General features: G+C 68.7%; 7 protein-coding genes and 2 pseudogenes. 7 read left to right on the top strand and 2 right to left on the bottom strand.

Features of this window, described 5'->3' with window-relative positions; all coding sequences use genetic code 11:
- Positions 1 to 96 precede the first annotated feature (96 nt).
- The 7 genes from fhuF to BMG07_RS22820 all read left to right on the top strand — a co-directional run bounded on the left by fhuF (position 97) and on the right by BMG07_RS22820 (position 8,643).
- Positions 97 to 786 (top strand): siderophore-iron reductase FhuF, encoded by a 690-nt coding sequence (gene fhuF, locus BMG07_RS22845; protein WP_307867047.1) that lies wholly within the window; start codon positions 97 to 99, stop codon positions 784 to 786.
- A gap of 139 nt (positions 787 to 925) precedes the next feature.
- Positions 926 to 2,920, top strand: coding sequence for a GNAT family N-acetyltransferase (locus tag BMG07_RS22840; protein ID WP_307867046.1), 1,995 nt, complete (start codon positions 926 to 928; stop codon positions 2,918 to 2,920).
- A complete protein-coding gene (locus BMG07_RS22835) occupies positions 2,902 to 4,215 on the top strand; it encodes a lysine N(6)-hydroxylase/L-ornithine N(5)-oxygenase family protein (RefSeq protein WP_198086463.1) in 1,314 nt (437 codons plus the stop codon). Before BMG07_RS22840 ends, BMG07_RS22835 begins: the two co-directional genes overlap by 19 nt.
- Before the next feature lie 141 nt (positions 4,216 to 4,356).
- Positions 4,357 to 4,992 (top strand): RNA polymerase sigma factor, encoded by a 636-nt coding sequence (locus BMG07_RS22830; protein WP_198086462.1) that lies wholly within the window; start codon positions 4,357 to 4,359, stop codon positions 4,990 to 4,992.
- A complete protein-coding gene (locus BMG07_RS22825; RefSeq protein WP_307867045.1) occupies positions 4,989 to 6,038 on the top strand; it encodes a FecR domain-containing protein in 1,050 nt (349 codons plus the stop codon). Before BMG07_RS22830 ends, BMG07_RS22825 begins: the two co-directional genes overlap by 4 nt.
- Before the next feature lie 164 nt (positions 6,039 to 6,202).
- Entirely contained in the window at positions 6,203 to 6,583 is a 381-nt protein-coding gene (locus BMG07_RS42620) for an STN domain-containing protein (RefSeq protein WP_269759296.1), read from the top strand.
- Entirely contained in the window at positions 6,580 to 8,643 is a 2,064-nt protein-coding gene (locus BMG07_RS22820; RefSeq protein WP_307867044.1) for a TonB-dependent siderophore receptor, read from the top strand. Before BMG07_RS42620 ends, BMG07_RS22820 begins: the two co-directional genes overlap by 4 nt.
- Positions 8,644 to 8,727: 84 nt before the next feature.
- Here BMG07_RS22820 and BMG07_RS22815 read toward each other — a convergent pair.
- Together BMG07_RS22815 and BMG07_RS22810 are read right to left on the bottom strand one after the other, a co-directional pair.
- Positions 8,728 to 10,100 (bottom strand): annotated as a pseudogene (locus BMG07_RS22815) (condensation domain-containing protein).
- Positions 10,101 to 10,154: 54 nt separating this feature from the next.
- Positions 10,155 to 12,941 (bottom strand): annotated as a pseudogene (locus BMG07_RS22810) (amino acid adenylation domain-containing protein); the annotation flags it as partial.
- Positions 12,942 to 12,969 lie beyond the last annotated feature (28 nt).

The following is a 12,969-nucleotide window of genomic DNA, read 5'->3' as shown; positions in this document are numbered from 1 at the left end:
CGATGAGCATGACTTGCGCGGCCGCGCTTTCCCGATGATTCCCCTGCTGGCGCCGATCTTCCAGGGCGAATGGGCCGCCTACGGCGAAGCGCTGGCGTGCGCGCCGCAGCGCCGGCGGGCGCGGTGCGGGTGGCCGACCTGATCGCCGACCCCGCGCTGCTTGCCGGGCTGCTGCAGGCGCACGCGCGACACCTGCGCGTGCGCAAGCCCGACCTGCGCCCGGTGGCATCTGCATGGAGCATGTACTACCTGAACGCCCTGCTGCCACCCGTGTCCGCCGCGGCCAGCCTGCTGCAACACGTGTTTCCGATGGCCCCGGCGCAGGTGTGGCTCAGCTTCGCCGACGGGGCCGTGCCGCAACGCTTTCACATCCCGCACGAAGGGCGGGCGCGTGAGGGCGCCGACACGGCCGCGCGCTACGCGGTGCTGCTGCACGAACACCTGGCGCCGCTCTTCGCGCAGTTGACCCGGCTCACGCGCATCGCGCCCAAGATCCTCTGGGGCAACGTGGCGCGCTACCTGGAGCCCGTGCTCGAACAGGGCCTGGCGCTGAGCGGCCACGCGCCGCACATCGCGCAGGACCTGGCGCACCTGCTGCACCAGCCGCGCTGGGGCGGCGACGACAACCCGATGTTCACCGTGCCGCGCAAGGTCGTGCGGATCCAGTCGGGCCTGCCGGACCCGCTCACGCTGCACCGGCAGTGCTGCCTTTACTACCTGCTGCCCGAAGAAGGCTATTGCGGCGCGTGCCCGCTCGCGCCCGAGTTCCGCAAGACGCACGGCTAAACAAACGGGCGGGCCGCGCGTCAATTGCGGGTAAGCATCCTTTCATCGGTGCCACTGCGACCTTCATGCCACTGCATCCCGATCTCGAAGCCTTCCTCGAACTGGCCGCCCTCGCCGAAGAGGACGGACGCCCGCCGATGTGCGACATGTCGCCCGCCCAGGCGCGCGCCAGCTACGACCAGTCGACCCTGGCGCTGGACGCGTCGGACCCGACCTCGCCACCGAAGACATCGCGTTCAGCGCGCGCGACGGCGCCACGCTGCGTGCGCGGCTGTACCGTGGCGGCGCGGTTGGCACGGCGCTGCCGACCCTGCTCTACTTTCACGGCGGCGGCTACGTCGTCGGCGGACTCGAGTCGCACGACGCGCTGTGCCGCGCCATTGCGCAGCGCACACCCTGCGCCGTGCTCTCTGTAGATTACCGCCTGGCGCCCGAGCACAAGTTCCCCACCGCCTTTCACGACGCCGAAGACGCCGCCCTGTGGCTCGCCGCGCACGGCGGCGCGCATGGCCTGGACACCACGCGCGTGGCCTTCGGCGGCGACAGCGTGGGCGGCACGCTGGCCACCGCGCTGACCCTGGCCGCGCGCGACGCCGGACGCCCGCAGCCGTTGCTGCAACTGCTGCTGTACCCCTGCACCAGCATCCGGCAGGACAGCGCATCGCACCAGCGCTATGCCAGCGGCCACCTGCTCGAGCAACGCACGCTGCAGTGGATGTTCGGCCACTACCTTCGCACCGAGGACGACCGCCAGGACTGGCGCTTTGCCCCGCTGGCCGCGCAAGACCTGTCGGGCCTGGCGCCCGCGCACATCGTGCTGGCCGAGTACGACCCGCTGGTGGACGAAGGCAAGGCCTATGCGCAGCGCCTGCAGGCGGCTGGCGTGCGCACGCACCTGGGCGTGCACGAAGGCATGGTCCACGACTTCGCGCGCCTGAGCCAGGTGGTGGAAGAAGCCGATGCGCTGCGCACGTCGCTCGCACAGGCGCTGGCCGAGGCGTTCCAGCGCCCCGCCGCGGTGGCACCATCGGCCGTCGGCGCCTGGGTGTTCCATGCGCACCCCGACGGCCATCCGCTCGAAGTGCGGCTCGATGCCACCAGGCTAACCGTCGGACCGCAAGGCGGCAAGGAACGAAGCAGCCATTGGCTCCTGCGCGAGCAAGCCGGCTCGCTGTGTCTGGAATGGCAAGGCGACAAGGGCACGGAGCCCGAAGAGGCCCATCTGCTCGCGGCCATCGAGGCCGCCTTCGTGCGCCACCCGGAAGTCCGCACGCTGTTGCTGCATGGCGTTGGGCTGCCGCACTTGAAGCCGCTGGTGGACGCAGGGGCCGTGAGCCTTTCCAACGGCCCGCAACCGGTCGTCGTGCGCGAGACCTTCTGGCAACTGCCGCGCGTGTGGCAACGCAACCCACGCGAACCCTTCGCGCAGCGCTACACCGTCAGCCAGGGCAAGCGCCACCCGCTGCGTCCGGCCAAGCCCGTGGGCACGGTCTACCAGCGCCACATTCCCTGGCTGTCGCAAACGCTGACGCTCGACACCGTCGACATCGAGCGCGACCTGCCCGCGTTCAATCGCTGGATGAACGACCCCGTGGTCGCGCACTTCTGGGAAGAACAAGGCGACCTGGCCAGGCACCGTGCCTACCTGGACGCCATCGCGGCCGACCCGCGCGTCACCGGGCTCATCGGCCGGCTCGACGGCGAGGCCTTCGGCTACTTCGAGGTGTACTGGGCCAAGGAAGACCGCATCGCCCCCTTCTGCGACGCCGGCGACCACGACCGGGGCTGGCACGCGCTGATCGGCGAGGCGCGCTTTCGGGGCAAGCCGTTTCTCACGGCGTGGATGCCTTCCGTGTCGCACTACCTCTTCCTGGACGACTGCCGCACGCAGCGCGTCGTGATCGAGCCGCGCGCGGACAACCACAAGATGATCAAGAGCCTGGGCCGCTGCGGCTACGCCCACGTCAAGGAGTTCGACTTTCCGCACAAGCGGGCCATGCTCGGCGTGCTGCTGCGCGAACGCTTCTTCGGCGAGGCCCTCTGGATCCCCCACGGGGAACCCACCCTTTCGCCACCTTCGGCCCAGCGCGCCGAATCTCCCATTGAGGACACCCCATGCAAATCCATGACCTGATCGGCGTCGGCTTCGGCCCTTCCAACATCGCCCTGGCGATCGCCCTTGACGAGAAACGCCACCACGGCCAGTTCGTCGATGCCCTGTTCATCGAGAAGCAGCCCGGCTTCGTCTGGCACAAGAACATGCTGCTGGACAACGCGCACATGCAGATCTCGTTCATCAAGGACCTGGCGACGCTGCGCAACCCCGCGAGCCGCTTCACCTTCCTGAACTACCTGCACGAGAAGCAGCGCCTGCAGGACTTCGTCAACCTCAAGACCTTCTTCCCGAGCCGCCACGAGTTCAACGACTACCTGGGCTGGGCGGCCGCGCAGTTCGACGACCGCTGCGCCTACGGCGAGGCCGTGTTCGAGGTGGTGCCCGAGATGCGCGGCGCCGAAGTGCAACTGCTGCGCGTGCGTTCGCGCGACAGCGAAGGCGCCGTGCGCGAACGGCTGGCACGCAACCTGGTGGTGAGCGTGGGCGGCGTGCCGAACATTCCGGCGCGCTTCCAGCCCTTCAGGGACGACACGCGCGTGTTCCATTCGAGCAGCTACCTCGAGGCGATTGCGCAGCACCCGAACGCCAGGCGCATTGCCATCGTCGGCGCGGGCCAGAGCGCGGCCGAGCTCTTCATGGACCTGCAGAGCCATCCGAACAAGCCGTCGGTCGACCTGATCATGCGGGCGCGTTCGATCAAGCCGTCGGACGACAGCCCCTTCGTCAACGAGATCTTCAACGCCGACTTCACCGACTTCGTGTTCAACCGCTCGCAGCCCGAGCGCGCCGAACTGCTCGAGGAGTTCTGGCACACCAACTACGCGGCGCCCGACCTGGAGCTGATCCAGCAGATCTTCAACGTGTTCTACCGCCAGCGCGTGGCGGGCGTGGCGCGCCACAGCTTCCTGCGCCGCCACGAGGTGTCGGCGGTGCGCGCCGCGGCCGACGGCATCCACCTGTCGCTGCACGACCTGAACACCGACCAGCGCGGCGGGCAGGCCTACGACGTGGTGATCCTCGCCACGGGCTACGGCCGCGACAGCCACAAGACGCTGCTCGACCCGCTCGCGCCCTACCTGGGCGACTTCACGGTCGACCGCCAGTACCGGCTGCAAGGCACGCCGGAGCTCAAGCCCGGCATCTTTTTGCAGGGCGCCTGCGAAATGAGCCACGGCCTGAGCGACACGCTGCTGTCGGTCACGGCCATCCGCTCCGACGAGATCGGCGAGGCGCTGCTGAACGCCAACCCGCGGCCGGCGCAGCCGCAGGCACCGGCGAGCGAACGCGCGCCACGCGCAGCCGCTGTTCTTTGAAACTTGAAGCCACGGCAAGCGACTCGGTGATACACTTAATAAGAATCGTTCTTATTAACTTATCCCTCGGGGATCACCGGTGCGCTGCGCCAGCGGCCGGTCCCCGGGGTTCATCGTCGATGCTTGCGAGAAGGCGGCCGGATGCGCGACCTCGTCCAGGAACTTGTAGCTCACTATGCGGACTTGCGCCGGCAGCTCACTCGCGACCTGAGGGATCCGCACTATGCAGCGGACATCGCGCAGTCGAGCTTCGAGCGGGTGTACGCGCAGGCCATGAAGGCACGCGGCGCCGCAGCCCGCTCCGATTCGGCAGCGGACGGCGATGCCCCCGCCAGCAAGGACAACGCCGGCATCGAATCGCCCCGCGCCCTGCTCTTCAGGGTGGCGCGCAACCTGTGCATCGACGAGGCGCGCCGGCGCAAGGTGGCGCAGGAATGGGCCGGCACGCACGCCATCACCATCGGCACGCACCTGGCGGCGCCGTCCAGTGAGTTCGTGCTGGCGCAGCAGCGCGTGCTGGCGCGGGTGGTCGAGACCATGGAAAAGCTGCCGCCGCGCCGGCGCGAAGTGTTCCTGCTGTTCCGTGCCTATGGCCATACGCGCGCCGAGATCGCGCAGCGGCTGGAGATCACCGAGATGGCGGTCGCCAAGCACCTGCTGCGCGCCACCATCGATTGCTCGCGCGTGTTCGCCGAGCTGCGCGCGGAACTGATCGAGCCGCCGCACGTGCAGAACCACGCGGGCTTCGACGCGGCGCTGGCTGAAGACTTCTCGTGAGCGGCAGCATGGCGATGGGCGCTCCGCGCGAACGGTTGATCGAGCGCGCGCTCGCGTTGATCGTGGAAGGCGAAGTCGCGCCGGGCGACGCCGCGCAGCGCGCCCGCATGGCGCTCAACCAGTGGCGCGGCAAGTCGCCCGAGCATGCGGCGGCCGTGCTGGAGGCGCGGCATCGCTGGGATGCACTCGGCGGCATGGCCGATGGCCTGCGCGCCCATTTCGACGAGCCCGAAGCCCGCATGGCCGCGAACGCCGCCGCCGCGTCCGGCCGCGTGGTGCATCGGCGCAAGTTGCTGCTCTCCATCGCCGGCTTGCTGGGCAGCGGCATCGTCGCGGGCCGGGGCGTGCAGTGGTACTGGCAGCAACCCGTGTTCCAGGCCGCCTACAGCACCCGCACCGCGCAGATGCTGAAAGTGACGCTGGCGGACGGCGCCGACCATGTGTCGGGCAGCCGACTGGACATCGCGCCGCAGAGCGCCATCGACGTCACGCTGTATCGCCAGCGCCGCATCGTCGACATGGCGCGCGGCGAAGTGCGCTTCGAGGTTTCGCACGACGCACGACGCCCCTTCCAGGTCCACACGCGCAGCGCCGTCATCGAGGTGGTCGGCACGGTCTTCACCGTGCGTGACCGCGGCGGTCCGATCACCGTGGGGGTGGAACAAGGGCATGTTCGCGTGCAGGTCCGTCCCCGCCAGGGCGCCGGGACGCCCCAGGTGGAAGTCATCGACCTGCACAGGGGCGAACTGGTGGAAGTGCGCGACGGCCAGGCCGAGGCCGTGCGGCAGGCCGACACCCAGGCCCTTTCGGCTTGGCGCGACGGTTGGCTGGTGTTCGACAACACGCCCTTGGGCGACGCGCTGGCCGCCGTCAACAGCTACCGCGCCCGCCCGATCGTCAGCGCCAACGGGCGCATCGACGCCTTGCGCCTCTCGGGCCGCTTCCGCACCGACGATTCAGTCGGCTTGGTGGCCGTGCTGCCGACAATTCTCCCGGTAACGGCCGTGCCCCGGCCGGACGGCAGCGTGGAACTGCAGGCACGCTGAAAAAGGGCCCGGCGGCCGCGCCTTGCGCCGCCGCCGGCAAAAGGGTGTCTCTGTTTGGCGAGTTCAAACGTCTTACTTTGAGAAGCGCCAAGGCTCCGAAATTTCGAGGGTCCTTGCGCCGACAAGTGAATACGTCGCATTTACCTGACCTGGAGCCCTGACCCATGCGTTCTTCGCCTCGCCACCGCCTTCTGAGCGCCGCGCTTGCCGCCGCCTTCGGAACCACCTTTGTCAGCTGGAGCGGCATCGCTTCAGCCCAGGCATCCGCACAGGCGGCCGCGCCGACCTTCGATGTCAGCGTGCCCGCCCAGCCGCTGGCGGCGGCGCTGAACGAGCTGTCGCGCCAGACTGGCGCCCAGGTGCTTGCGGCGGGTGACGTGGTGACAGGCATCAACGCGCCCGCCGTGTCGGGGCGGCTGACGCTGCAGCAGGCGCTGGACCGGCTGCTCGCCGGCAGCGGCCTGGTCGCCGCCCGCAACGCCACCTCGCAAGTCACGATCCAGCGTGCGTCGCCGCCGCCGCAGGCTCCGCGCTCCCGACGGTGACGGTCCAGGCCGCCTCCGACGGCACCACCGAAGGCACCGGCTCCTACACCACGCGCGCCACGGCGACGTCCACGCGTATGGACCTGTCCCTGCGCGAGACGCCGCAGTCGGTGAGCGTGATCGGCCGCCAGCAGATCGAGGACCAGAACCTCGTCACGCTCGACGACGTGCTGCGCCAGACGCCCGGCATCGTGTCCGACCGGCTGGACGAGCGGGTCAACTTCACTTCGCGCGGCTTCACCCTGGACACCATGATCGACGGCGTCCCCACGCTGTCCTTCAACACCGTGGCGGGCGAAGCCAGCATGATCAGCACCGCCATCTACGACCGTGTGGAAGTGATCCGCGGTTCGGCCGGCCTGCTCAACGGCGTGGGCTCGCCCGGCGGTGTGGTCAACCTGGTGCGCAAGCGCCCGACCTCCGAGTTCTCGGGCCATGTGACCGGCGGCATCGGATCGTGGAACCGCTACAACACCGAAGTCGACGTGGGCGGTCCGCTCAACGCCGCGGGCACGCTGCGCGGCCGGTTCGTCGCCTCGCGCACCGAGGGCAAGAGCTTCATCGAGTCGAAGAAAACCGCTGAAGACGTGCTCTACGGCATCCTCGAGGCGGACCTGTCTCCGACCACGTTGCTGTCCCTGGGCTTCGAGCATCAGAAGACCGCCACCGACGGCGCCAACTTCGGCCAGGCCCCGCTCTTCTACAGCGACGGCACGCGCACGCACCTTCCCCGCTCCTTCAATTCCAGCGCCCCCTGGAGCTACTGGAACATGTATTCGGACAAGATCTTTGCGAGCCTCGACCAGCAACTGGGCGGCGGCTGGCGCCTGAAGCTCGACGCGAGCTACCTGAAGAGCAAGCGCAAGCGGGCCTCGGGCGACCTCAACACCTACTACCCCGTCGACGGCGTGACGGGCGACTCCACGATCGACATCCGCGACAACCCCGCGAACTCGAGGAACACCTCGTTCGACGCGCACCTGCGCGGCCCCTTCGAGGCCTTCGGGCGCCAGCACGAGGCGGTCTTCGGGCTGAGCTACAACGACTACAACTACGCCATCGACACCAACCTGGCCGCCCCCACCGTCTTCGACACCCGGCCGCTGAACTTCTACATGCTGCAGTCGTTCCCGGCGGTGACGTCCTTCCCCTACAAGTCGTACACCCTGTCGGGCCAGACGACCGAGAAGGCCATCTACGCTTCGACCCGTCTGCGCCTGGCAGACCCGCTGTCGGTGATCGTCGGCGCGCGCGCGACCTGGTACAGGGACCGCTCGCTGAACCGCAACCAGGTGGCCGAAACGCTGACGCAGAACCCCGGTGCGCACGAGAGCGGCGTCATCACGCCCTACGCCGGCATCGTGTACGACCTGAGCAAGGAATTCTCGGTGTACGGCAGCTACACCGACATCTTCATTCCGAACACCGTGCGCGACAGCGGCAACAACCTGCTGTCGCCGCAGCGCGGCAAGAACTACGAAGTCGGCGTCAAGGGCGAGCACCTCGGCGGCAAGCTCAACACCAGCTTCGCGGTCTTCCGGACCAAGCAGACCAACGCCCCGGTGGAAGACACCAGCGCAGGCCTGCTGCCTGACGGCAGCCTGCCTTATCGCGCCGTCCCCGGCGCGCTCAGCAAGGGTTTCGAGCTGACCGCCTCGGGAGAGCTGGCACCGGGCTGGCAGATGTTGGCGGGCTACACCTACTATGCCAAGCGCGACAAGGACGGCGCGCTGCTGGACCCCACCATCCCCAACCGCCTGTTCCGCGTCAGCACCAGCTACCGCCTGCCGGGCGAATGGAGCAAGCTCACCATCGGCGGCAGCTTGAACTACCAGAGCGGTATCTACTACGACGAGTATTCCGGCCTGGGTCGCGCAAGCCAGGGGGGGCTCACGGTCCTCGGCCTGATGGCGCGCTACGAGTTCAGCAAGAAGCTGAGCGCATCGCTGAACATCGAGAACCTGACCGACAAGCGCTACTACAGCGGACTCGGCGGCTACAACGGCTATACCTACGGCCGGCCGCGCAACGCCTGGCTGAAGCTGACCTACAAGCTCTGACCTGCTTCGCGGCAGCGCACGCAACAGCAAAAAGGCCGGCCCCGAAAAGGGGCCGGCCTTTTTTTTCGGGCCCGCCGCCGGAGCCTACCCGCGAGCCTGCCGCGCCACCTCGACGCAGTGGTCCACGATTTCCTCCAGTGCTTCGCGGTAGAAGCCTGTCAGTTGCGTCACCGTTGCCTCGTCGTACATGGCGCGGCTGAAGATCCAGCTCATCGAAAGCTGTCCCTCGTACACATTGCCCGCAATCTCCAGCCAGTTGGCCAGCGGCGCCTCCTCGTCGTGCACCGGGCCCGGGTTCTCCTCGGCCGACTTGAACATCGCATCGTCCGCGCCCAGGCTACGGTCGAACTGTCCCAGGTAGTTGAAGGTGATGCGCGGCTGGGCCGACCCGAGCGCGGCACCCTCGGGCCTGAGGTACTTCAGCACGCCGTGGCCGATGCCGCGGCCCGGCACATCCTGCCGCTGCTGCCTGGCGGAAAGGATCAGCGCCTCGACCGGCGATCCGCCCTCTTGCAACCGCACCGGATAGACGCTGGTGAACCAGCCCAGCGTGCGGCTCAGGTCGAGCCCGGCGGCATCGCCCTCACGGCCGTGCCCCTCCAGTTGCACCAGCGTTTCGGACTCGCCGCACCAGCGCCAGATGGTCCTCGACAGCGCCGCCAGCAGCAAGTCGTCGATCGACGTGCCGTAGGCCGAGGGCGCCACGCGCAGCAACTGGGCCGTGCGCTCGCTGTCCAGGCGAAGGCGCTGCGTCATCGCGTCCCGATCCACCAGCGCGTCGACCGGCCGATCGCGCGGAATGTCGGACACGGGCTGCATCTGCGCCTGCCAGTACGCGACTTCGCTGTCGAGTTCCGGGCTTTGCGCCAGGCTCTGAAGGTGCTCGGCCCACGCTTTGAAAGGTGCGGTCTTGCCGGGCAACGCCACCGCACGGCCTTCGCTCAGTTGGCCGTAGACCGCCTGCAGGTCTTCCAGCAGCACGCGCCACGAGACGCCATCGACCACCAGGTGATGCACGACCAGCAGCAACCGTGCGCTGCCGTTCGCATGCCGCATGTGCACCACGCGCCAGACGGGCCCGCGCGCAGGTCGAGGCTGCGCTGCGCCGCATCGGCTACGCGGCCGATCTCCCCGGCATCGGCGACCTCGCGGCTCCAGAGCAAGTCGCGCGGCTCGGTTTCCGTGTTGTAGCGCTGCTGCCAACGTCCGTCGGGCTGCCGCTCGAAGCGCAGCCGCAACGCGTCGTGATGCGTCGCCAGCGCGTCCAGCGCTTGCAGCAGCAGCGACTCGTCCAGCGGCTGCGCCGCCTCCAGCATCAGCGCCTGGTTGAAGTGGTGGCGCCGTGGGATGGGCGTATCGAAGAACCAGGACTGGATCGGAATGAGCGGCAACGTGCCTTGCGCCTCGGCCACGGCTTGCGCCGGTTGCGCCGGCGCGGCGTCGGCCAGTTGCGCCATCAACGCCTCGATGGTCGGATGGCGCATCAGGTCGCGCAGGCGCAGCTGGAATCCGAGCTCGGCCTGCCGCACTTTCGAGATCACCTGCAGGCTCAGGATCGAGTCACCACCCAGTTCGAAGAAGTTGTCCGCAATGCCCACCGACTCGACGCCCAGCACGCTGGCCCAGATGGCCGCGAGCCGATGCTCCCTGTCGTTGCGCGGCGCCTTGATCGCGCGCTGCGCGCCGACGTCCGGAGCAGGCAGCGCGTGACGGTCCAGCTTGCCGCTGATCAGCCGCGGCAGCGCCTCCAGCACGATCAGGTGCGCGGGCACCATGTGCTCGGGCAGGCGCCTGCGCAACTGCTGCTGCGCCTGCTGTGACAGCGGCGCACGCGGCCCTCCCGGCATGGGCACGAGGTAGCCCACCAATTGCCGGCCCGCCGCGCCTTCATACAGTTGAACCGCGGCCTCGAGCACGCCCGGCACCTCGCGAAGTTGTGCCTCGATCTCGCCCAGCTCGATGCGAAAGCCGCGAATCTTCACTTGCTGGTCGGCGCGCCCGATGTAGGCGATGTTGCCGTCCTCGCGCCACCGCACCAGGTCGCCGGTACGGTACAGGCGGCCGCCCTCGCCGCCGAAGGGATCGGCGACGAAGCGCTCCGCCGTCAACGCGCTGCGCCCCAGGTAGCCGCGTGCCAGGCCGTAGCCGCCGATGTACAGCTCGCCGACACTGCCCCGGGCAACCGGCCGCAGTTCCACATCGAGCACATGAACCGTGCGCTCGCCGACGGGGCGGCCGATGGGTGCATACGCTTCATCGAAGCCACGGTCCGCGCTGGTCTTCCAGATCAGCGGCGTGACCACGGTCTCCGTCGGCCCGTAGCCGTTGATCAGCGTGCGCGGTCGCAGCGACTCGCGCACCTTGTCGTAGGCAGCTCGCGGCATCGCCTCGCCGCCGAACACGTAGAGCTCCACCGGCGGCGCCTCGCCGCGCGCCTGGGCCCAGTCGGCCAGTTGGCTCAGATAGGCCGGCGGGAAAGCGGCGTTGGTGACGCCGTAGCGGTACAGCGCATCGCAGGTCTGCTCCGCCGTCCACAGCTCGTTGTCGCGCAAGGCCAGGCTGGCACCGACAGTGAGCGCCGTCAGCCAGCGCTCATGCGCGCCGTCGAACGAGAAAGACATGAAGTGCAGCTCGCAGGAGCCCGCCACCATGCCGTAAATCTCCGCCGTGGCCTGGCAGTGCATGGCCAGCGGCCCGTGCGACACCGCCACGCCCTTGGGCACGCCGGTGGAACCGGAGGTGTAGATCACGTAGGCCAACTGGTCGGCATGCACCGCCACCACGGGATCGTGGTCGGGCCAATCGCCCAGCGCCGTCTCGTCCAGCACCAGTGTGTCGGCCATCGAGGGCAGGCGCGGCAGCACGGCGCGCTGCGTGAGCATGAGCCGTGCGCCGCTGTCCTTGCACATGAAGTGAAGGCGGTCCTGCGGATAGTCGGGGTCCAGCGGCAGGTAGGCTGCGCCAGCCTTGAGCACCGCGAGCAGCGCAACGATGGTCTCCAACGAACGCTGCAACGACACCGCCACGACCGCGTTGTCGCACACGCCCCGGTCGATCAGCGCATGGGCGAGCCGGTTTGCGCGCGCGTTGAGGTCCGCATAGCTCAGCTCGGCATCGCCCATCAGCAGGGCAATCGCTTCGGGCTGCTGCCGCGCCTGCTGCTCGATCAGTTGGTGTACTGGCGTACGCAGGAAACCGTGCTGTCCGCTGCGGCCCAGCCGTGTGATTTCGGACTGCTGTGCGGGAGTCAGCGTGTCCAGGTCGCGCAGGGCCCGCGAGCTGTCATGGCGCATCCGGTCCATCAGCCCGAACAGCTGCTGCGAAAGCGCCTGGACATCGACTTCCTTGAAGCGCTCGCGCAGGTACTTGAGCTTGATCGTCAGCACCTCGCCGAGGTGGACTTCCACGTCCATCGGATAGTGCGTGACGTCGACCGACTCGGCCTGCTCGAACTTCAGGCCCTGGTCGACACGGCTGGCGAGCGTCTGGTCGATCGGGTAGTTCTCGAACACCACGATGCTGTCGAACAACCCTTGCCCGCCGCCTTGTCCGGCCCAGCGCTGGATCTCGTGCAGCGGCGTGTATTCGTGCTCGCGCGAGGCCAGGTTCTGCGCCTGCAGCGCGCGCAGCCAGTCGCCCACCGGTTGCGCCGGCGCGGCGTCGACGATCACCGGCAGCGTGTTGATGAAAAGACCCAGCATGCGGTCGGCCCCCGCCAGTGCGCCGGGTCGGCCCGCCACCGTGGCGCCGAAGACGACCGTGTCCTGGGCGGTGTAGCGCGCCAACAGCAATGACCAGGCGCCCTGCACAAGGGTGTTCAGCGTCACGCGCTCGCGCCGGGCGAAAGCTTGCAAGGCGAGCGTTCCCTGCGCGTCCAGCGCGGCCAAGACTTCGGCATGGCCTTCGCCGGCGACGGGAGGCTCCAGGGCCGTGCCGAGCAGCGTGGGCGCATCGACCTGTTGCAGCCGGCCGCGCCAATAGGCTTCGCCCTCCTTCGCGGGACGCGCGGCCAACCACGCGATGTAGTCGCGATAGTTGCACGCCGGCGCTTCGACCGCCACGCCGTCGTACGCCTGCAGCACTTCGCCGAACAGGCGCGACATGCTCCAGCCGTCCAGCAGCAAGTGGTGACAGCTCCAGATGAAGCGATGGCGCAGGTCGTCGATGCGGATCGCTGCCAACCGCATCAGCGGCGGCGCCGACAGATCGAAGGCGGCCTGCTGCGCCAGCGCCAACGCCTCGATCGCCTGCGCCTGGTCCGCGCGCCCGCGCCAGTCGTGTTCGGCCAGTGGCAGCACCACCGACCTGGCCACCCATTGAAGCGGA

It is taken from the genome of Variovorax sp. E3 (assembly GCF_016082275.1).
Classification (GTDB): domain Bacteria; phylum Pseudomonadota; class Gammaproteobacteria; order Burkholderiales; family Burkholderiaceae_C; genus Variovorax.
This window is presented reverse-complemented; position numbering and strand designations above follow the sequence as displayed.

Coding starts and splice junctions, on each gene's coding strand:
- BMG07_RS22830 (WP_198086462.1), top strand. CDS start 4,357: ATGCGCGACCTCGTCCAGGAACTTGTAGCTCACTATGCGGACTTGCGC.
- BMG07_RS22835 (WP_198086463.1), top strand. CDS start 2,902: ATGCAAATCCATGACCTGATCGGCGTCGGCTTCGGCCCTTCCAACATC.
- BMG07_RS42620 (WP_269759296.1), top strand. CDS start 6,203: ATGCGTTCTTCGCCTCGCCACCGCCTTCTGAGCGCCGCGCTTGCCGCC.